This window comes from Compostibacillus humi (assembly GCF_014637175.1).
Taxonomy (GTDB): Bacteria; Bacillota; Bacilli; order Bacillales; family Amphibacillaceae; genus Oceanobacillus; species Oceanobacillus humi.
Genome location: NZ_BMEV01000042.1, coordinates 1 through 21,184, shown reverse-complemented (window position 1 = coordinate 21,184; position 21,184 = coordinate 1). Strand labels below are relative to the sequence as shown.

Below are 21,184 nucleotides of genomic sequence, written 5' to 3'. Positions count from 1 at the left end.
ATGATGTACATACGTAGGGTTGTTTTTATGTGAGATGATGTCGATAATTGTCGAACTAAAAAAGGACAAAATATCCCTGCATGGAACACCCTGTCACTACGCTGTATTACAGTATTCGTGCTGCTAATTTAGATTATAACAGGATGGGAGGTGCAAGCGAATGGCTCATATTAGTATTGTAAAAAGCAAAAATCTATATATTAGCGGTGTCATTAATGTTCTGAAAGAGTCAATGAGCGAACACATTTTTGAGCTCTATCATTACCATGGACGAAATATATTTGCGAAGAAACCATTTTATAACTCAGACTTATTAATTATTGAAATCGCACCAGAAGTTGACGTTTATCGTATTGTAAACAAAGTAAAAGATTCAAAAGTAAAAATAGCTGTTTGGGCAAATTCAAAGATCAGCAGAAATAGCTTGATCAACTATATGAAATTAAATGTTGATGGATACTTTTATTATCAGATGGAGCTGGAGGAATTGAGTACCGCCCTTAAAATGATTTTGAATAATGACAAATATATTCACCCGTATTTTTCATCTATTATTTTGGAAGAATATTTAAATGCAATAAATAGAAATAGTACAAGACCAACTGGCTTATTAACGTCCAGGGAATGGGAGGTTTTAGAGAAAATGGGCAGCGGATGCAAAAATGAGGAAATTGCCGAGCGACTCCAAATATCTAATAAGACGGTTAATAATCACGTTTCCTCCATACTAAATAAATTACGTGTTAAAGATAGAACAAGTGCAGTTGTCAAAGCGATTAAAAATAATTGGATTGATGTATAAACCGTCATACTGTCCCAACTTATTCAACGGTTCATATATCAAAAATAGTGATTTAAGATTGTAGAAAACAACATAAAGGAGTAAAGCAGATTGAAAAACGAGACTAGTAAGAAAAGAAGTGCAACAAACATCTTTCATTTTTTCTCTAAATCACTGCAAAATAAAATATTATTTCCCATCTTGTTATTAATTATTTTTGCAGGTGGTGCTGTTTCGTTCATCAGCTATTATTACAGTGTTAAAAATACGACTACGGAACTGACAAATAATGTCGAAAGTCAGATGGAATCCATCGATAACACATTCGAAATGTTCTTTTCTAACATTGAAAGCACCCTCAATCGCCTAATAACAAATGATCTTCTAGTAAAATATAAACGGGAAAATTATCGAGATATCCTAACATATTTTGAAGAAACACAAGCAACAAATGAATACATAGCCAATATATATACTGGTATTGCAGAAACGGACGATATGATTATTTATCCTGTGGCAAACTTTGGTGAAGATTATCATATTAAAGAGAGGGAATGGTATATAAACGCAGCAGAAGCAAATGGGGAAACGGTTTGGACCGAACCCTACACCGACGCTGCCACTGGCGAGACGGTGATCACAGCTTCCAAAGCATATTATGATGGAGACAGACTAGTTGGGGTTACCTCCATAGACGTATCTTTAACGACTCTCATAGAACTGGTAAACAATATCGAAATTGGCGAAACTGGTTTTGCTGTTTTATACGATCAAACCGGCAAATATATGACCCATCCAAACGATGAATATATTGGAAAAGATGCATCAGGACAAAGTTATTTCCAACATATATTAGACAGTGGTGACCAAGGAATTGTAAGAACGGAAATGGACGGAGAAGAGCAGATTATCGGTTTTGTCAAAAATGCAACAACAGACTGGATTATCGGAGGGTTCATTCCGGTTAAAGAGCTTCAAGAAAAAGGCCGCTCTGTGATCGCTCCAATTTTAATTAGTTTCTTTATTGTAACAGTCATTGCATTAGTTTCCTCTTTAATGCTGGCAAAAAGTATTACAAAACCAATTCGTACAATAATGGAGCGGATGAAAGTGATCGGTGATGGCAACCTTAGCGCGGAGTCACTGACCATTCAATCAAAAGATGAAATTGGTGAAATGGCAAAAGCGATTAATCAAATGCAAAATAATCTAAAAGAATTAGTATATCAGATTTCCGCTGCTTCGAATCATATCGTCAGCCACAGTGAGGAATTAACCCATTCCGCAAATGAAGTGAAATCAGGTAGTGAACAAATTGCAACGACAATGCAAGAATTGGCCTCCGGTTCTGAAACACAGGCAAATAGCGCAAGTGATTTATCCGCCCGAATGAATGCATTAACGACAGATTTATCGTTAGTAAACGAGAGCGGAGAAGAAATGGAGCATACGTCGGAAGAGGTAATCGGGCTTTCCAATCGCGGCAGTCAATTAATGAATCATTCACGCGAACAGATGAATAACATTGATGATACGGTGAAAAAAGCTGTGAACAAAGTAAAGGAATTGGACAGCTATTCCCAAAGTATTACAAAAATGGTCACCGTCATAAAAGATGTTGCCGACCAAACAAATCTGCTTTCCTTGAACGCTTCCATTGAAGCAGCACGGGCAGGAGAGTATGGGAAGGGCTTCGCTGTCGTTGCAGAAGAAATAAGAAAGCTTGCGGAGCAATCTGCTCAATCCGTATCCGAAATAAATGATTTGGTGGGCCGTATCCAGGGAGGTACACTAAATGTCGTCAAATCTTTAGAAGATGGATATGAAGAAGTGCAGAAAGGAACGGTTCAAATTAAAGAAACACAAGAAACATTTGATGAAATTAATCAATCGGTAGAAGAAATGGTGCAAAATATACAACAAATCACTTCACGGATAGCAAATATCGCTTCAAATAGTAAAGAAATGAACAATGCGATTCAAGAAGTCGCAGCCGTTTCCGAAGAGGCTTCCGCCGGAATAGAGCAGACCTCTGCTTCATCACAGCAAATATCTGGCTCCATGGAAGAAGTTACCGTCAGTTCTGCTCAATTAGTACAACTGGCAGAAGAATTAAACGAGGCAATTCGTCAATTTAAGCTTTAGTTTGGTAATCGTGACCGTTCACATACAAAAAGATAGCAACAAAGCCCAAGCGTGATCCTTGCGAAAGCATCATTCTTGGGCTTTTGTTGTCCATAGCCCTCTTCCAAAATCCAGTTAGCATTTATTTAAGGCACTGCACCCCCCTCAGAAAAACGGTGAAGGACACTTCCTGCTGTTTTCCGCATAAATGTTTATTTCGGCAATGAAGGGGCGTTTATCACGCTTTTTTATCTAGGAATGGGGTTTTTCTGAAAAAATGAATTTTTGTTTATAAGTGGAACGTGAAAAACTAAGTACGGCAAAACAGCCACGTCTATTAAAATATTCATAGTTTTAATTTTTAGTAAAATAGGATTATAATAATTTTGGAATAAGAGTCTTTTGGATGAATAGCGAACAATTAAGAGGGAAGTGACATGTTGAAACTGTTGAAATTAACTTTAATTCTAGCCATAGTTTTTGAATTGATCTTAGGTATTCCTTTTTTTGGATGGGTCGCTGTTACAACCACGGCTTGGATACCTCTTATTTTTATGTTAATCCTGCATATTACTAATATCGTTTTAGCTAGAAAACAGCACATTCCAGTACCGTCAGGAAACAAATTGGGGATCGTAACGTCCATATTTGGCTTTATTCCTTTTGTAGGAATGGTTTTACATATTATTACAGCAATCCTTCTGACTGCCAATATAAAAACGATTAATTTTCATAGACATGAAAAGAGATTAAGAAAATTAAAAAATATAAAGATGCAGGAAAAACAATACAAGAAACAATTAATGGAGTACATTCATAAACAATATGATATTGCAGTTGATACAAATTTCTTGATGTTATTTGACGAGCTGCTCCTTCATATTTTACAGAGATACAGCACAAAACTATATGTATCCCCAATTACCTTTCAAGAATTGGAGAAATTAAAAACAGCATCTGATGGACAAACAATTAAACGTGCCCAAAACGCATTCGACGTAATTGAGGAGTTTCAAAAACATAATCGATTATATTGGACGAAGAACATTAAGCACGGCAGTTCCAACGATCAGAGAATTGTATTAAGCATAAACGAAGAATTAAAACATGGGATTAAATTAGTTTTTGCATCCCATGACAAGGGAGCCAGAATCATAGCCCGTTCTCTTTCTATTCCTGTATTAGGTGATCTGAATGTTACTAAGACATCTTAATCACCTTATACAGAATATTAAATAGAATGAATAAAAGTTTGGCATCCTTATTCGTATAGTGGGATGATTTAAGAAAACAAGTTTTTTACACAATTATATAAAGGTGATATAGCTTGACGGTATCTTTTCCAGTAAATTCAAATGTCATATTTTTTAAGATGCAGCTGTCCAAAAAACAGTTCTATTACATTCCACGACATCCCTCTTTTAAATCTTTTCACCACAAAAAGGAGAGCTATTACACAATAATTTAGTTTGTATCTAAACGGAACAAAATTTTTAAGGAACACATACCCTTTTATTGCTTTCTAAATATTAGCACTCATTCAAAATGTAGCTCGTGCTTTTTTTAACAGGTTCATCTTTGCCCTTCCCATCTTTCATGCGCCGGAATCTGTCAAGGGAGAAAACGCCCTTGACAGAACCTGCCACAAAAATGGCTTGGTTGGCAAGATGGGAAGGAGCAAAACTCGATGCACCTTAAATATATGAAAAAGTTATCTTGACGAAGGGGGCCACTTTACAAGCCGTCATCATCACCATTCCTGCAGTAGCATATCGGGTCTAAGGTTTTTTAGTCCTACTTCGTTAAGTAGGAACTTTGCCATAAAGGAAGAATGGTACCAATATTTTTCTTCAGTGCATTTTGATAGACTCGATAAGCCCAAGCAACATCTTCCGTAGGTAATCCACCGGTCATACAGATAATCACTTCATCTTCCGATTGACGTCCCGGTTTCTTTCCTGTAATAATGTCCCCGATATCATCAATCGTAGAGCCATCATACTCCCCATTATGGATTAATTCTAATAACTGCCCTGACATCGTCCAATCACGTATGCTGGAAATACCATCGGGATGTGCCAAGCCATCTTCCAACCATTTTTCATGCATGGACCATAAATCTGCCACTATTCTAGAATCGGAGTAAACCTCTTTTGTTAAGTCTGCTGAACCTGTCAGAATAATGAGTGACCCTGGCTTAATGGTTTCCCCTTTAATCATAGGTTTTGTTTTTCCAGAGGTTGCAACTGTTACAATGTCTGATTGTTGGATACATTGATCCATATTATCGACAACTTCTACGGGTTTGTGAATCACATTTTCTAATTTCTTTGCAATTTTCTTTCCTTTCTCCAAATCAATATCAAATAAAACGACCTTTTCTATGCTATCAACAGCTGTAACAATAGCTTGAACACAAGATTGGTTAATTGCGCCACCGCCAACTGCCCCGACAACCTTTGCATCTTTTTTCGCAAGGTATTTTGAGAAGACCCCGGGTACGGCACCTGTTCTCATGGAACTGATTAAATTTCCTGCCATAATTGCAAGCGGGGCACCAGTATCTTTATCATTTAAGGTAAAAGTATGAATAGACCGCGGCAGCCCTTTCTTCAGATTTTCAATATTGGAACCATACCATTTGTTGCCGACAACATCGAATTCTCCTCCAAGATAGGAAATAAGAGACATAAACCTTCTATCCGGACCTGCTTTCGGCATATTTTCAAATGGTTCTTCCTTATTAAACCACAGCATTAATCCATGATCATTTCGATTTGGTCCTCCCATGATATAGTCGCCCTTGCCGATTAAATGAAACATTTCGTCAATCGTTTGGATACATTCTTCCATGTTCAATACGCCAGCTTCGATCATTTCCTCTTCATTTAAATATAAAAACTCTACCTTTTTCCCCATTATTATGCTCTCTCCTTCTTATGGAATGTGAACCATTTTCTTTGATAGGAAATTAGAATTATAATTGCACTAGCTCCAATCGTGATTAACGTAAAAAGCCAATGTTGGCCGTTTAATATAAATAATGGCGAGAACGTTATAATTGCTATTTCTACAGGTGCTATCGGTATATAAGCCAGGCCAAATTCATCCAATGTTCTGCTTTCCAGTTTCGGATCAACAATTCTCAAAAGCGCAATTGCTGTTGCTACAGCACCGGTAATCCAGCCAAAGGTAAAGATTCCTTTTTCAAACCAGTTTTCCTGAAAATAGTTTTGCGATACGACACGGTAAAAGAAATAGCTAAATAGAATCCCAAAGACAATCAAGATACTAAAAGGTACGATATTATCAACAACAACGGTTAAATTAATGGATGCAATCCCGAACGCAACGAGGTAATCCGTAGCCCCACCTCCGATACTATTCATTATATTATTATCGATATACTCGTCTGCCTTTGCCCATTGCAATATTTTTTTCAAAATTAACCCTATTAAAAAGGCCAGAGAAAAGGCAGGAATAGAAAGATTTGCATAGAGTGATTCTCCAAATTGACTTAAATAGTAGCCAACCATAGTAGCAAATAGAACCAACATTAAATGAAAAGCCAAAGAATCAATTAAAATACTAGAAACGGTATTTTCCCCCAATGAATTCCGCTTATTTTTCGGTAGCAGGCCAGATTTTAGTTCCTCTGGTAATTTATCGAAACTGCTAATAAAATTTGTATTGCCTTTATTGGCATTGGATCGAATTAGCACCAATCCCATCCCAATCGCTATTATGGCTCCTATCGTTGCTGATGTCATCGCTAAAGAAGTTGCTTCTTCCCATCCCTGACTTTGAAAAGCATCTCCAATCGCTGCTGCTGTTCCGTGACCACCGACAAAACCAGCAGCCAGCAATAGGCCAAAGCCATTATGAACATCAAATAACGGTACCAATAAGATGAGTGCAAATAATAAGCCCCCGCCCCACATAAGGAGCATAATAATTTGTGAATAGGACCATAGCCTTCCTACCTTATCAAACATTTCTGACCATTTAAATTTTGGAGTGGATAAAGGCAGGGCAGCAAATACGACTGCAATTAAAATGGATGGATAACTGCCAATAAAATCAGAAAATGGCAGTATATCGAATCCATTTTTTCCTAGGATCAGCCCGAGGATTCCGGCAATAATGCTAGCCGGCATAAAGGATCTTTGAAAAATCCCCACTTTTGCCCTCAGGAACATTCCTACCAGCAATAGCATCGAAATAATGCCGAAATCCGTCAAAATATCCCAAACGCTAAACTCCATACATGTAACCCCTTTCATTTTTTTATTTTTACTATATCACCCTTTTAGGAAAAAATAAACCGTTTTTTAGAAAAAAGGAAATATTTTTCCTATTAAGTTATATTTGTATGAAGGAATATTTGTATATAATAGATGACAAAGGGGGGGTTACTGTGAAAACAAATGTAAAGGAGAAGTTAATCGAAATCCAATATCATTTGCCACGGCAACAACAAAAACTATGTAAATATGTTATCGAAAATATTGATGACGTTTCTACGATGACCATTAATGAACTGTCCGAAAATAGCAAAGTAGGTACAACAACGATTCTAAGATTTATTGAGAAGGTCGGGTACAAAAAATATCCTGATTTTAAAAAGGACTTAATAAAACAACTGTTCCATGAGCGAAAGAATACATGGTGGCACTTACAGAAATCTCTCGAGGAAATGGATGATGCGGAGAACTCTTTGGTAAAAGTGGGAAATAGCAGTATACAAGATATTGAAACGATGCTAAGAAAATTAGATACGAAAGAATACGAAAAATTTATTGACCTATTGCTCCATTCAAACAAAGTATATTTCTTAGGCTTAAGGACTTCCAAATCTATTGCTTTATATTTTGACATGATGCTGCGTGGAATACTGGATAATGTAGTGCAATTGAGCTGGAGTCCAGATTTCTTATACGACGAATCTCTGAACTTTGATAAGAATGATACAATAGTTGTAATTGCATTATCTCCTTATGCAAAGCAAACGATTGATTTTATTAAATATTGCCGAAATAAAAAAAATGTTTCTATTGCATTAATCACAGATATTGAGACTTGTCCGATTATCCAGCATAGTGATGCCCACTTAATTGCCGGACAAAGCAAAAATAGGTACAGCATCATTCCGACGATTGCTTTAATTGAATCCCTTATTATCGATCTTGGAAAGAAACAACCTGATTCCATTCCGAAAATCTCAGAATTGAATAAAATGCATCGGGAAAATAACCTTACAACAATCTGAGTTTTAAAACAAGCAGACTTTTAACCATCATACCATAATCTACTAATCGGCTGTCCTTTACCATTTCGGTGGCAGCCCTTCTCTGTGTGTGTGCATTCAGACAGAAACATCCTATTCGACACATACTACCGATTGAAATTACATTTGATAGAAGCATAGTGATAGCATAAATATAAAAGCTAATTGGAATTGGTGTTTGACACCATCCCCCACCTCTGGTTGCAATGGATTTTAAAATCGTCCCCTTTGTAAAAACTAGAGGTGATGCGGATTAATACTTAGAAAACAAGTTGTGGCACACTGAAAGATTCCACAAAAATTGCCAACTCCCCCAAATTCCCATCCACATAATTCAGTTCAACGTGGATAGGAACAGGATATGCTGACATTATCGGTTCAAAATACCTGAATGTAAAAAATTTTCTCATATACGAAGTCTATAAAAAAGTTCCGCTTGAAAATTTAAGGGCAAACGGAGTCACGTCACAGATTAAATAAATTAAAGCACCATTTTTCTCTTCAGTTTTTCAATCTCGCCGATAGATGCACCGGTTACTTCTGCAATAACCTCCATCGAAAAATCTTTTTTCAGCATATTTTCGATTACTTTCCGCACACCCTTTTGCATTCCTTGTTCTATTCCTTGCTCAATCCCCCTCTTATATCCCCTCTCTTCCCAGGAATTCGGCAAGTTCATTATCTCCTCCGCATTATCCAACTGTTTAATTTCCTCCATCAATCTTTCCTCCTCCTTTTCATTTAATATTAAATATGTCTCAAAAAAGGCGTTTATAAACCTCGACTGGGCCGGATTCAATTCCATCCGCACGAGCATTTTCAAAAATTCCTTCTTTACTTCCACCTTCTCTTTTTCCGAATACCCCATCTTGCTCATTAACGCTGCGGCAACGGGATTATCGGACTCGATAAACTTTCTCCAGTTTTTCTTCTTTAACTCAAGCATAAGAATGTTAAAGGTAAGAACGTGATAGAAGGGAATTTCGATGATGAACTGGTTTTGTTCCGTGCGGGTTTCATCGTAGCTGAAGATAGAAACAAGCAGAATCCTCCTAAGAAATTTATTGAGGAAAAAATTCAAGGAGTAAATCTATGAAAATTATACTAAAAACAGCACGCAAGAACAAGTGTTCTGTTTTATGGATGTACAATCGGCCGTTGAAATTCTTCCCCCGTTGAGGCGGGTCATAGAACTGTCTATGAGCCGTTCGATGCTGCTTTTCCAATTGGATTATAGAAAACGTCTATAAACACTTAGAATGCACTTCTCTCGTTCTAACGGACTTTAGAAACCTCTTATGAGCACTTTGGAAGCTATTTTCCCGCTAAAAGTGGCTTTAGAAGCGGCCTATGAGCACTTCGGAGGCTACTTTCCCGCTAAAAGTGACTTTAGAACCCGGCTATGAGCACTTCGAAAACCCTTGTCCTATGCTAGCGGACTTTAGTTCTGTTAATATCCAATTTACAAAATACCCTATTCTGCAAAAACCAACAAAAGATGAACCAGCGTCATCCTTTGTTAGCTTTACTCTTCCTTGAACCTGTTTTTGGCCAATAAAATGGTATGAAATGGCAAATAGGAAGATGCAATCTCCTGTATAAAGTTTCATCCCTTTTATCGATTTACAAAAAGCCCTCCAATGTAAGAGCGGAACCCCTCTCGAATGGAGCCCGCCTATGACGGAGCTCTCTATAATGGAATCTTTCTCTGATAGGGCCTATGATAGAGCCTCTCTCTAATGGAGCCTCTCCGGGCATGATGGCTCTCAATAGGGGCAAGACAAGGAACTTCGCAAGTCAAACAGCCTACCATGCCCGCCGCTCCACGCAAAGCAATGGCCAGCTCACCCCCCAAGCATGGAACGTTTACCTAGACCCTGCATTTCATTACCTTAATGATTGATTCTGACTATGCTCGCCAATCAGCTCAAAGCAGTAACGCATACTCCTACTTGTCAAACCCTACATCTCATTCTTGCAAACCGTTAAACCCCCACCCCTGCTCTTCTTTCCTATCCTGATAACACAATCCAAAGGCATATGCAGGGATAAACTCTCCGTCGCCCATTTTGCCGATGAATTCTCCGTTATCGACCATTAATTTGCCTCTTAGGAACACTTTGTCGACCTTTCCTTCCTGGACCATGCCTTCATAAATATTGAAATCAACACCATGCAGGCTGTTTTTATTGGAAATGATCGATGTTGGTTTTGGGTCATATAACACGATGTCCGCATCATATCCGACGCCGATATGTCCTTTGCGATGGTCGAGGCCGTTAATTTTGGCTGGGGTCGTTGCAAATAAATCTACTAAACGCTGCCGGGAAATCTTTCCGCGAAAGACGCCATAGGTCCATAAAATCGCCAGCCGGTCCTGCACCCCCGGCGAGGCGTTTGGAATATTCGTAAAGTCATCCTCTAGAGAGTAATTTTAATCGTCCATTTCTGCAAAAAATCTATCTAATCGTTCCATCGCTAATTTGTATGCCTTCCTTTTGTCACGAGGGCCTATTGCGATAATCTCCATACGGATTGGTACATCATTAACTGGACGATAAATAATTCGAACATTTAATGATTTAGATTTAATTTTTGCAAAACCTGTTAAACTGCCATGGAGAGATTCAGCTACACCATCAGGCTTAAAAAGAGGACCATTTTTAGCACGGCGCAAAATTTCTAATAATATTGATTGTCGCTTCCCTTTATTAACTGCTTTTAAATCCTTTTTTACTTCCTCAGTAAATTTTAGTTCAACCCCATATTTTTCAATGATAATTTTTTGCAGGTCTTCTAATGTTTTCATTTATTCCTCTTCTTCTAATTGTTCTAACAGGGAATCGACATCTATGTCCTCTTCATCAAATACTTCTGATAATCCTAGATTAGCCTCATGGTTTACACGTTTACTTGCTTCCTCAAATAAAACTTGATCAAATGCCTGTTCTACTTCTTCTTTAATAGATAGTAGCTCCTTAAAATATTCAAGGTCAACAATAACCGCTTGTGCATTCCTTTTCTTTCCATTTTGTACAACAAAAACTTCATCCGTTACTTTACCTGAATATAAATCCAATATCTCTGACAGTTTTTTCTGACGAGTTATATCGGTAACATTATAAACATTTTTACGTAAAAAATCTAACGTGTCCGTACTCACCGTTGAACGCTTTTTTCTAGGCAATAAATGTACACCCACTTTCCCCAGTCCTTTCTTTCTATTATATGCTTGCGTTCCTTATTCTTATACTTATTATACAAAATAATGTAACTTTTACAACACATTTTGATACACATTTTGTCACACATAACTAATCACATTTATTCTTGCGATACGATTCATTTAGATGAACCCGTTTTTCCATCGTGTTGAACACAAATGAAAAAGGAATCACAGCTTTTATTGTAAATTTCCATATTATATCCTCTAAAATTGTTATAGAATTTCCAAATTGTTCCAGTTTTAGATATGTACTCTGCCGATAAAATGCGCTAATTTTTTGGCATATTGGAACAGGGGAGATTTTTTGTGATTATTTTACATGATTTTCGTATCAGCCTTGAGGAATATGCAAATAGGGGAAAAATGAATAACTTCCCTATTTTTGATAAATGTCCTAATTGTCATTTTATTACTTCAGGAAACCTGCACAGACATGGCTATTATTGGCGTTATGCCATAACGGACGAAGCAGAATTTAAACGATAAAAGAATGGCTGCTTAATTATCGTAGAAATGGATTTGAGGCATTAAAACCAAAGAAGCGTGCAGATCGAGGAAACTCAAGAAGATTATCGCCAGATGATCAAGATCATATTTTAGCCATAAGAAAAAAATTTCTCCATATGCCGGTGAGTGTTTTCTATGAACAACTCATCCAACAAGGAGAAATTACCAAAAAACAAATATCATATTCTACTATAAACCGTTTATTAAAAAAACACAACCTTGCAGGAAAATTTCTCCATATAGAACATCCGTGTTAGAGAATCATTTCTTTTCGCACGTGTTTAGGGAAATCAGACTCCACTTTGATTCAAAAAAATACCCCAAATAAGGACGACTCCCGACTTTGACAGTTACAAAAAAAACAAAAGGCTGAAAACGTTGATTTAACAATGTTTTCAGCCTGTATTATCATTTTTGTTATGTATATATGCAAGTAGATATGCATTGATTTTTTTATAAAAATTTAGTATAGTAAATTTCAAGAACTAATTTTATAATAATCTAAAAAAACCTTATTGTAAATAGTTTTATGCATATCTACATTTCAAAAAATATTTAACTCCTTGAAAGTGTTGACCTGACGCTGTTTTCAAGGAGTTTATATCTTTTTTACTGTCAAAGTCGGGAAAAAATACCCCAAATAAGGACGACTGACCTTATTCAGGGTTCTATAGTTTATGATTATTTATTGTATTATTCAAAATGATCGACGGCCGCTTTTTCTATTGGCAGACCTCTCTTATAACGCTCTATAAACTTCTCAAATCCTTCAACATCCCTAGGATTAGGCTGCAAAGTTGTGCCTTCAAAGCTATCAAATACTGCTCGCTTTAAATAATTCTCCAACGTTTCATTATCTTCTTTATTCATCATGAACGATGCAAGTAGAGCAATGCCCCAGGCCCCGCCTTCTCCAGCAGTTTCCATGACTGTTACAGGAGTATTTAATGCAGCGGCTAAAATGGCCTGTCCGACACCTTTTGTTTTAAACAATCCGCCATGACCAAGAATTTTATCCAATTTTACTCTTTCTTCCTTAAGTAAAATATCTGTACCAATTTTCATTGCGCTAAACGCTGCCAGCAAATGAACTCGCATAAAATTTGCCAAGTTAAAATTGCTGTTTGATGAACGTACAAAGAGCGGACGTCCTTCTTTAAAATGAGTCATATGTTCACCTGAAAGGTAACCATAAGTTAAAAGACCGCCACCATCTGGATCTGCCTCTAAAGAATGATTAAGGAGAACTTCAAATACTGTACTTCTATTCGTAGTCAGTCCCATAAGTTTACTAAACTCCTCAAATAAACTGACCCAACCATTTAGATCCGATGTACAGTTATTGGAATGCGCCATAGCTACTAACTCCCCAGCAGGAGTAGTGACAAGATCTATCTCAGTATATACTTTAGATAGCTCTTTTTCCAACACAATCATGGCAAATATGGACGTTCCCGCAGAAACATTGCCTGTTCGTTTCGATACACTATTCGTTGCAACCATACCAGTTCCAGCATCCCCCTCAGGAGGACACATAGGTATACCGGAAATTAAATTACCAGAAACATCTAGTAATCTTGCTCCTTCTTCGGTAAGAACACCCGCTTCTTCACCAGCAATCATTACATTTGGCAAAATTTCTTCCAGTTTCCATGGAAAATTATTCACACGAATTAAATCGTTAAATCTCTCCATCAGCCCTTGATTAAAATCCTTTGTCTCCAAGTCAACGGGAAACATACCAGATGCATCGCCAATTCCAATAACTTTTCTGCCTGTAAGTTTCCAATGAATATAGCCTGCGAGAGTTGTCATATATCGAATGTTTTTAACATGCTCCTCCTCATTCAGTATGCATTGATACAAATGAGCAATACTCCATCTTTGCGGAATGTTATAGTTAAATAGTTGTGTAAGTTTCCCTGCAGCTTCTGCTGTTATATTATTTTGCCAAGTACGAAAAGGAACAAGCAACTCATCGTTTTCATCAAAAACCATGTATCCATGCATCATGGCACTAACGCCAATAGCTCCGATCTTTTTTAAAGTTATTCCATATTTCTGTTCTACATCTAGAGCCATCTTTTTATAGCTTTCTTGCAAGCCTAGCCAAATATCATCTATACGATACGTCCAAATTTTATTTGTATAACTACTTTTCCAATCATAGCTGCCAGATGCTATCACTACATGATCTCTACCGATAAGTACTGATTTGATTCTGGTCGAACCAAGCTCTATACCAAGTACTGCTTGCCCCAGTTGTATGTCCCTTACCGGATCAACCTTCAATACTAAAACCTCCTAGAAAGATTTTCTTTAATGCATATGCTACTCCGTCCTCTACATTCGACTTAGTCACAATATCAGCAATATTTCGAACTTTATACGGCGAATTTAACATCGCGACGGATAACCCAGCAATTTCAAACATACTTACATCATTGAAGTTATTGCCAAAAACTATTGCCTCTTGTGATGGTAACCCCATTTTTTTCATCAGATGCTTTAACGCAATACCTTTAGAAGCATTGATGTTCATTACTTCTATAAAATTCTGCTCCGAGCTGGTAATATACAATTTATTTTTATACTTTGTTCCCAACCAATGTAATGTCTCCTTAATCTTTTTAGGATGATGAACTAAAAGAATTTTAAAAATGGGCTGTTCAAATAAAAAACGAGTAATTTTCCTAGCTTCCAATTTTTCCAAGTCACGATGTAAATTTATCAAATCATCATTAAAGGTGAGGATATTATTTTCTAAATATAAACTAATAGAAAACATTTGCTCCTTCGCAAAATCTATTATTTCTTTTGCCAATTCTTTCGGTAAACTTGAAGAAACATACACGTCATTGTCTTTCGGAGATTTAACGATTGACCCGTTTGCAGAGATAATCGGCAAATCAAGACCAAGGTCCATTGCATAAGGAACAATAGATTTATAAGGTCTTCCACTCGCTAACATGAATTGAACCCCTTGCTTCTTCAAGCAAGAGATAGTTGTCCTATTTTCCCGGGAAACTTCGTGTTCATCATTTAGCAAAGTGCCATCCAAGTCAAGTACGACTAGTTTATATTTCATTTTTGCTCCTTCGTATTTTGACCATAATAAGCATTAGCACCATGTTTTCTTAAAAAATGTTTATCTAGCAAGTGGGAATCAAGCGGATTTGCTTCACGTGATAGCGTTTGTGTGTAATAAGCCATTCTTGCAACGGTTTCCATAATTACAGCATTTTCTACAGCTTGATGAGCATTCTCTCCCCAATTAAACGGACCATGACCCGAAACTAGGACACCAGGAACATTGTTGGGATCTAAGTTCTTAAACGTTTCAACTATTACATTCCCTGTGTTTTTTTCATATTCATTTACAATTTCCTGAGCGGTCAATTTACGAGTAACAGGAATTTCTCCATAAAAATAATCAGCGTGGGTAGTACCCAGAACTGGTATTGGCTTCCCGGCCTGCGCCCAGATTGTGCACCATGGCGAATGAGTATGAACTATTCCTCCGATTCCTGGGAAAGCTTTGTATAGTTCTAAATGCGTTAAAGTATCCGATGATGGATTCAATTTTCCTTCGATTTTATTACCTTCTAAATCTAAGACAGGAAAGTCCTCCAGCTTTAAATCTTCATAAGGAACACCACTAGGTTTAATTACAACGAGTCCAGTTTTTCGATCAATAGCACTAACATTTCCCCAAGTATAGATAACTAAATTTCTTTTTGGGAGTTCTAAATTGGCTTCTAAAACTTGTTTCTTCAAATCTTCTAACATACCTGTCACTACCTTTGGCCAAATTTTAAATGTGCAATATCATTTACATTCCTGTTTTCCCTGAGAAGAGACCCAGAAAAATTCCTTCTGAGCCTCGATTTTTGATAAAACTGACATTATCCTTTTTGTTCAGGTTTTAATAACACTTTAATCGCACTTGGATGTTTAGCCATTGCTAATGCTTCAGGAAAATCTTTTAAACTAAAAGTGTGTGTGACAATTCCATCCGCTGTTAATAAGTTCCGTTGAAAAAGATCGATAGCAATTGGGTAAGTATAAGGTCCTAAGTGTGAGCCTCTTAAATCTAATTCTTTTTTATCCCCTATGACGCTCCAATCCGTTGTTGTTTCTTCCCCAAATACACTGAACTGAACAAATCTGCCAAGCCTTCTGACCATTTCAAGACCTTGTGTAACTCCAATTGGCGAACCGGTCGCTTCTATATAAACATCGCAGCCGTAACCATCAGTTAGTTCCTTTACAATCTTTTGAGCATCTTCTTTAACCGGGTTGATGACAAGATCAGCCCCAAGCTGTTTTGCCTTTTCTAACCTGAACTCGTTTGGATCTAGTACGATTAATTTTTTCGGCGTTTTCAGTTTGATAAGTTGAACCATACAAAGTCCTAATGTGCCTGCACCAGCCAAAACGACTGTATCTTCAAATTCAATCGTTGCTCTTTGAACTGCATGAATTGCACAAGCCATCGGTTCTATTAAACTTGCTTCGTCCGAGGTAACACCATCAGGAATTTTGTAGATTTTTGAGTTGCTGCTAAATCGCATATATTCCGCCATAGCGCCTTCCGCTATTTCTTTCTGGAAACCATACATATTATGAACCTGACACATCCAATATTTGCCTGTTGTACAAAACCTGCATTTTCCGCAAGGGTTAATTTGATCTGTTGTCACGCGGTCACCAATTTTAATTCCATGCTTTTCTGCTGCTCCCTCGCCTAATTCAACGACTGTACCATAAAATTCATGCCCTGGGATAACAGGTGCTTTCATCCATGGGTTTTCTCCAGCCCAGTACATGTCTGCACCATGGTACGCTTTTAAGTCACTTCCGCAAATTCCACAAGCCTCTACCTTAATAATGACTTCTTCTTTTCCAGGCTTAGGTACAGGAACTTCTTCAACACGGTAATCTTTCGGTCCATAGGCTACAACCGCTGTCATTGTTTCAGGTAAATTTGACATAAGAGACATCTCCTTCATTTTAATATTCGTGAATAATTCATAAAAACTATTAATCCTTTTGCCTTATACTGCTGTAATAAATAGCTCCAATGATGATCGCCCCTTTTAGAACTCTCTGAACGTAGGGAGAGACACCCAATAAGTTTAAACCATTGCTTAGAACACCTAACAGAAGCGCTCCCAGCAAAGTGCCAAAAATGTGGCCTCGACCACCAGCAATACTCGTACCACCTAAAACCACGGCCGCTATTGCATCTAGTTCGTATCCTTCACCTGCCATCGGTTGGCCTGAAGAAAGTCTTGAACTCATGATGGCACCGGCAATCCCCGCTGTTATTCCGCTAATTAAATAAACGGATGCTTTTATTCTTTTTACTTTGATACCAGACAATCGGACAGCTTCTTCATTTCCGCCAATTGCATATATATATCTTCCTAATGGCAAATGATTTAATATGATATATGCGACGACAAATACAATAATCATAATTACCGCTGGCATCGGAATTACTCCAAAGAGATAACCTTGTCCAATAAAAGAATAAGAAGCCGGTAACCCTGACAAAGGATAGCCGCCTGTATATAGTAAAGCAGCCCCCCTCGCTATCTCCATCATTGCTAAAGTAACAATAATTGCCGGTATCCTTGCATATGCGGTGAAGGCACCATTAATATAACCGATGACTGCTCCTAAAATGATTCCAACAAGAACTGCTGCAAACGGGGGTAAACCAACATTAATCATCATACCCGCCATAATCGTTCCAGTTAGAGCCATTACAGATCCTACGGACAGGTCGATTCCGCCAGTTAAAATAACAAATGTCATTCCAACTGCTAGTATTCCATTGATCGATACTTGTCTTATAATATTGGAAACATTAGTAAGTGACAGAAACTCTTCGCTAACTACACTAAAGATAATGCATAAAACGAAGAACCCAATTAACGTAAGCATTTCCGGAGTTTTAAACATCTCTTTATAATTCCGCTTCATAGTTAAACCATTCATTGATTTACACCACCTGTTGCATAATGCATCACTTTTTCTTGGGTCGCCTCTTTCCCGTCTAACATTGCTTGGACTCTTCCTTTGTACATAACTAACACTCGGTCACTCATACCTAAGACCTCCGGCAACTCTGAGGAAATCATTATGATAGAAATACCATCATCTGCTAAGTCTCTCATCAGTCTATAAATTTCTTCTTTTGCCCCAATATCAATTCCGCGGGTCGGCTCATCGAAAATTAATATATTTGAATCCGTGTTTATCCACTTAGCCAATACTACTTTTTGCTGATTTCCGCCACTTAAATTTTTTGCTTTTTGCATACTGCTCGGTGTCTTAATCAATAAATCTTTAATAGATTTATTTACAATGTTATTTTCTCTTTTTCTGTTAATAATTTTTAATCTGTTTGATAGCTCGTTTAGTATCGGTAAACTAATATTCTTTTTTATACTCATATCTAATATGAGCCCTTGCGTTTTTCTGCTTTCAGGAATTAGGCATATCCCATGTGATAGAGCATCAGTAGGATTTTTAATCGTTGCTTTTTCACCATTTATATATACCTCTTTTTCTTCTGCAGGATCCGCACCAACTAATGCACGCACCATTTCTGTTCTGCCGGATCCCACTAAGCCTGCAACACCTAATATTTCACCTTTTTTCAAATCAAAACTGATATCCGATACGTTACTATTCGTAATTTTTTTTACCTGTAAGCGGATTTCATTTCGAAATTGATGATGAGAAGGACGTTCTGGAAACACATTAATAATCTCTCTGCCGACCATCATTTTTACGATTTCCTGTTTTGTACACTTAGCGACATCCTTTGTGTCAACATACTCTCCATCCCTTAGAACAGTTAATCGATCGCATATATGTATAATTTCATCTAAATGATGCGATATATAGATAATAGTGACACCATCCGCTTTTAAAGTTTCTATCAGCTTAAATAAATTGTTGATTTCATTTCCAGTTAGACTTGCTGTTGGTTCATCAAAAATTAAAACTTTTGTATCGATTGATATGGCTTTAGCTATTTCGATAAACTGTTGGTTGGCAACACTTAAATGTGCTATAGGTTTATTTAAATCAAAATCTGCATTCAGTCTTTTAAGCGTTTCTTCTGCTTTTTCTCTCATCTTCTTTTTATCTAATAGGCCATTTGCTTTTCTGATTTCTCTTCCTAAATAAATATTCTCGACACTATTTAAATATGGAATCAAACTAAATTCTTGGTGAATGATGCTTATCCCCGACAATTGCGCTTCCTTTGGATCCTTAAAGGAAACCTTTCTTCCATCTAGAAAAAATTCTCCACTCGTTGGTTGGTATACTCCCGATAATATTTTCATTAACGTAGATTTACCTGCGCCATTTTCACCAACTATTGCGTGAACTTCTCCGCGTCTAATATTAAAACTGACACCCTTTAGCGCAGTTACTCCAGGGAACGATTTGGTAATATTTTTCATCACTAGAATGTTGTCCACTTATATCAACTTCCCCTTCTAACTAATAGAGAATAGGAGCGTCATAAAGAAGTACTTTACAACGCTCACATACTGGCTTACCAAGTAAAACCTTCCGCGTTTTCTTTGTTTAGTAATTTTACGTCAATAGGAATTTCATCCGGAACTATTTCAGCACCCCAATATTTAGCAAGGGCTATTCCAAGCCCGACCCTTACTTGGTCTCTCGGGAATTGTGCTGTTGTTGCTTTAAATGGACCATCAGAAAGAATTGCTTCCACTGCTTCCGGATGACCATCGACACTGTAAATCCAAACATCTTTGCCAGATGCTTCTACTGCCCCAAGGGAACCTAATGCACCCTCATCATTTACACTGAAAATAGCATCTAAATCCGAATTTGCTTGCAGCATGTTTTCAGTTACAGACATTGCTTCTGCTCTATCTTGTCTGCCATTTTGTATATCAACAATTTCTATACCCGGATGTTCAGAGATTGCGTCTTTAAAACCTTCTACCCTCTCTAGAATTGGTACTACCGGAATCCCATCTAAAATGGCTACTTTACCTTCGCCACCTAAATCTTCAGCCATTTGCTGGCCAGCTAAGTATCCTGCGTCGTAGTTTTTAGATCCTACGAATGAATCAAGCGGCCCCTCTGCTTGAGCATCAACTGCCACTACAATAACACCAGCATCATGAGCAGCCTGAACCGCCGCTTGTGCCCCTTCACTGTCCGCCGGGTTTATAATCAAAATGTCAATCCCTTGTTGAATCATGTCATCAATATCATTAATTTGTTTAGTTACATCATGTTGTGCATCGGCAATAATCGTTTCCGCTCCAACGGATTTTGCTGCTTCTTGAAATGCTTCGTTCATTGAAATAAAGTATGGATTATTCATTTCCTGGAATGACATACCAATCTTCAATTGTTTCCCTGAAGCATTTGTCTCTCCATCCTCAGATCCTTCTCCATTATTGCTCGCTCCAGAATCTGAGCACCCTGCAAAGATGAACATGAGTACAAGCAAACCCAATATTGTGGCGAATGATTTTTTTTTCATAATTATCCCCCTATGTTTATTATTCCGTTTTTTTGCAACATAATTGTCACTGTGTATATTCTGGTTGCATTTCACCATTGCCAGTATTGCTTATCAACGACTTACGATGTATTTCGTAAACAATCCTGTGGTACACGCCATTCAGTATCCTTACATCACCTCCTTGAAGGTTAGAAATGTAATATTAGTTACAACATCAAAAAAAGCAAAAGGGTACCAGGTATATGGTGTGGTGCATCACATTGCACACATAACTCCATATACTTGGCACCCTTAGCCAAAAATTTTATACCGACCATGAGTATAAAACTTTTTAATTCATTTTGTTATTCAATTAAAACGCTTGCACCACTTCTTGAGCGCAAGTATTTTGTAAGCGTTTTATATGCAAATTAAATTATATACATAAACTAAAACAAAGTCAACAATATTATTAATTTTCCAGCTGTGAAGAGTAAATTTTATTAAATCTCTTCCAATCAATAAAAAAGGTTGAGTCATTTACAGTATATTCAATAAATTATTTTCACCCAATTTTTGCTAAAAAGCCAAGCCAATTTTTAAAAATTGTTTTTAAAAAACTGGGTACTTTTAAGGTATGTGTAAAATAGTTCTCGGTGATATTTCTACAAAATCCTAGCCAAAAAGGAAGAGGCACTCTATCATAAATGTATGCTTACTAGGGCAAATACACTTAGAAAGAGGCCT

Annotated in this window: 18 protein-coding genes and 1 pseudogene; 6 read left to right on the top strand and 13 right to left on the bottom strand. The window is 37.2% G+C overall.

Annotation, left to right across the window (positions count from 1 at the left end; genetic code table 11):
• Nucleotides 1–160: 160 nt before the first annotated feature.
• The 3 genes from IEV18_RS11280 to IEV18_RS11270 all read left to right on the top strand — a co-directional run bounded on the left by IEV18_RS11280 (nt 161) and on the right by IEV18_RS11270 (nt 4,119).
• The gene (locus IEV18_RS11280) at nt 161–802 is read left to right on the top strand and encodes a response regulator transcription factor (RefSeq protein WP_188392484.1); all 642 of its coding nucleotides are present in this window, start codon (nt 161–163) and stop codon (nt 800–802) included.
• A gap of 90 nt (nt 803–892) precedes the next feature.
• Nucleotides 893–2,926: a methyl-accepting chemotaxis protein gene (locus tag IEV18_RS11275; protein ID WP_188392483.1), complete on the top strand. Its 2,034-nt coding sequence runs from the start codon at nt 893–895 to the stop codon at nt 2,924–2,926.
• Nucleotides 2,927–3,342: 416 nt separating this feature from the next.
• Nucleotides 3,343–4,119 carry a PIN domain-containing protein gene (locus IEV18_RS11270; protein ID WP_188392482.1) on the top strand — a complete coding sequence of 259 codons (777 nt, stop codon included), beginning with the start codon at nt 3,343–3,345 and terminating at the stop codon, nt 4,117–4,119.
• A 580-nt stretch (nt 4,120–4,699) separates the two neighbouring features.
• Here the strand turns inward: IEV18_RS11270 and IEV18_RS11265 are convergent.
• Both IEV18_RS11265 and IEV18_RS11260 read right to left on the bottom strand, forming a co-directional pair.
• Entirely contained in the window at nt 4,700–5,824 is a 1,125-nt protein-coding gene (locus IEV18_RS11265) for a tyramine oxidase subunit B (protein ID WP_188392481.1), read from the bottom strand.
• A 2-nt stretch (nt 5,825–5,826) separates the two neighbouring features.
• On the bottom strand, nt 5,827–7,170 hold the full coding sequence (locus tag IEV18_RS11260; protein ID WP_188392480.1) for a sodium/glutamate symporter: 1,344 nt from the start codon (nt 7,168–7,170) through the stop codon (nt 5,827–5,829).
• Between the two features lie 152 nt (nt 7,171–7,322).
• Between IEV18_RS11260 and IEV18_RS11255 the strand changes: the two genes are divergently transcribed.
• Nucleotides 7,323–8,174 (top strand): MurR/RpiR family transcriptional regulator, encoded by an 852-nt coding sequence (locus tag IEV18_RS11255; RefSeq protein ID WP_188392479.1) that lies wholly within the window; start codon nt 7,323–7,325, stop codon nt 8,172–8,174.
• 499 nt (nt 8,175–8,673) lie between these two features.
• On the opposite strand, the gene IEV18_RS11250 is transcribed toward IEV18_RS11255, so the two are convergent.
• The 4 genes from IEV18_RS11250 to IEV18_RS11235 all read right to left on the bottom strand — a co-directional run bounded on the left by IEV18_RS11250 (nt 8,674) and on the right by IEV18_RS11235 (nt 11,379).
• Nucleotides 8,674–9,273 carry an RpnC/YadD family protein gene (locus IEV18_RS11250; RefSeq protein ID WP_188392478.1) on the bottom strand — a complete coding sequence of 200 codons (600 nt, stop codon included), beginning with the start codon at nt 9,271–9,273 and terminating at the stop codon, nt 8,674–8,676.
• Nucleotides 9,274–10,161: 888 nt separating this feature from the next.
• Nucleotides 10,162–10,575 carry an amidohydrolase family protein gene (locus tag IEV18_RS11245; protein WP_229733639.1) on the bottom strand — a complete coding sequence of 138 codons (414 nt, stop codon included), beginning with the start codon at nt 10,573–10,575 and terminating at the stop codon, nt 10,162–10,164.
• A 51-nt stretch (nt 10,576–10,626) separates the two neighbouring features.
• Nucleotides 10,627–11,001, bottom strand: coding sequence for a type II toxin-antitoxin system RelE family toxin (locus tag IEV18_RS11240; RefSeq protein ID WP_188392477.1), 375 nt, complete (start codon nt 10,999–11,001; stop codon nt 10,627–10,629).
• Nucleotides 11,002–11,379, bottom strand: coding sequence for a hypothetical protein (locus IEV18_RS11235; protein ID WP_229733638.1), 378 nt, complete (start codon nt 11,377–11,379; stop codon nt 11,002–11,004).
• Nucleotides 11,380–11,724: 345 nt separating this feature from the next.
• On the opposite strand from IEV18_RS11235, the gene IEV18_RS11230 reads away from it, so the two are divergent.
• Nucleotides 11,725–11,904, top strand: coding sequence for a hypothetical protein (locus IEV18_RS11230; protein ID WP_188392475.1), 180 nt, complete (start codon nt 11,725–11,727; stop codon nt 11,902–11,904).
• 23 nt (nt 11,905–11,927) lie between these two features.
• Nucleotides 11,928–12,155, top strand: a pseudogene (locus IEV18_RS11225) (helix-turn-helix domain-containing protein); the annotation flags it as partial.
• Nucleotides 12,156–12,618: 463 nt separating this feature from the next.
• Here the strand turns inward: IEV18_RS11225 and IEV18_RS11220 are convergent.
• The 7 genes from IEV18_RS11220 to IEV18_RS11190 form a co-directional block, all read right to left on the bottom strand.
• A complete protein-coding gene (locus tag IEV18_RS11220; RefSeq protein ID WP_188392474.1) occupies nt 12,619–14,217 on the bottom strand; it encodes a xylulokinase in 1,599 nt (532 codons plus the stop codon).
• Nucleotides 14,207–15,013, bottom strand: coding sequence for a Cof-type HAD-IIB family hydrolase (locus IEV18_RS11215; protein ID WP_188392473.1), 807 nt, complete (start codon nt 15,011–15,013; stop codon nt 14,207–14,209). Before IEV18_RS11215 ends, IEV18_RS11220 begins: the two co-directional genes overlap by 11 nt.
• On the bottom strand, nt 15,010–15,714 hold the full coding sequence (locus tag IEV18_RS11210) for an L-ribulose-5-phosphate 4-epimerase (protein WP_188392472.1): 705 nt from the start codon (nt 15,712–15,714) through the stop codon (nt 15,010–15,012). The genes IEV18_RS11215 and IEV18_RS11210 overlap by 4 nt, the downstream gene beginning before the upstream one ends.
• Before the next feature lie 116 nt (nt 15,715–15,830).
• Nucleotides 15,831–16,919 carry an alcohol dehydrogenase catalytic domain-containing protein gene (locus IEV18_RS11205; protein WP_188392471.1) on the bottom strand — a complete coding sequence of 363 codons (1,089 nt, stop codon included), beginning with the start codon at nt 16,917–16,919 and terminating at the stop codon, nt 15,831–15,833.
• 49 nt (nt 16,920–16,968) lie between these two features.
• The gene (locus IEV18_RS11200; RefSeq protein ID WP_188392470.1) at nt 16,969–17,931 is read right to left on the bottom strand and encodes an ABC transporter permease; all 963 of its coding nucleotides are present in this window, start codon (nt 17,929–17,931) and stop codon (nt 16,969–16,971) included.
• The gene (locus IEV18_RS11195; protein WP_229733640.1) at nt 17,928–19,412 is read right to left on the bottom strand and encodes a sugar ABC transporter ATP-binding protein; all 1,485 of its coding nucleotides are present in this window, start codon (nt 19,410–19,412) and stop codon (nt 17,928–17,930) included. Before IEV18_RS11195 ends, IEV18_RS11200 begins: the two co-directional genes overlap by 4 nt.
• Nucleotides 19,413–19,507: 95 nt before the next feature.
• Nucleotides 19,508–20,476 (bottom strand): ABC transporter substrate-binding protein, encoded by a 969-nt coding sequence (locus tag IEV18_RS11190; protein WP_229733637.1) that lies wholly within the window; start codon nt 20,474–20,476, stop codon nt 19,508–19,510.
• Between the last annotated feature and the right edge of the window lie 708 nt (nt 20,477–21,184).

Bases quoted from the DNA above. Each gene is read 5' to 3' on its own strand.
- IEV18_RS11280 (WP_188392484.1), top strand. From the start codon at position 161: ATGGCTCATATTAGTATTGTAAAAAGCAAAAATCTATATATTAGCGGT.
- IEV18_RS11270 (WP_188392482.1), top strand. From the start codon at position 3,343: ATGTTGAAACTGTTGAAATTAACTTTAATTCTAGCCATAGTTTTTGAA.
- IEV18_RS11265 (WP_188392481.1), bottom strand. From the start codon at position 5,824: ATGGGGAAAAAGGTAGAGTTTTTATATTTAAATGAAGAGGAAATGATC.
- IEV18_RS11260 (WP_188392480.1), bottom strand. From the start codon at position 7,170: ATGGAGTTTAGCGTTTGGGATATTTTGACGGATTTCGGCATTATTTCG.
- IEV18_RS11240 (WP_188392477.1), bottom strand. From the start codon at position 11,001: ATGAAAACATTAGAAGACCTGCAAAAAATTATCATTGAAAAATATGGG.
- IEV18_RS11215 (WP_188392473.1), bottom strand. From the start codon at position 15,013: ATGAAATATAAACTAGTCGTACTTGACTTGGATGGCACTTTGCTAAAT.
- IEV18_RS11210 (WP_188392472.1), bottom strand. From the start codon at position 15,714: ATGTTAGAAGATTTGAAGAAACAAGTTTTAGAAGCCAATTTAGAACTC.
- IEV18_RS11205 (WP_188392471.1), bottom strand. From the start codon at position 16,919: ATGTCAAATTTACCTGAAACAATGACAGCGGTTGTAGCCTATGGACCG.
- IEV18_RS11200 (WP_188392470.1), bottom strand. From the start codon at position 17,931: ATGAATGGTTTAACTATGAAGCGGAATTATAAAGAGATGTTTAAAACT.
- IEV18_RS11195 (WP_229733640.1), bottom strand. From the start codon at position 19,412: ATGAAAAATATTACCAAATCGTTCCCTGGAGTAACTGCGCTAAAGGGT.
- IEV18_RS11190 (WP_229733637.1), bottom strand. From the start codon at position 20,476: ATGAAAAAAAAATCATTCGCCACAATATTGGGTTTGCTTGTACTCATG.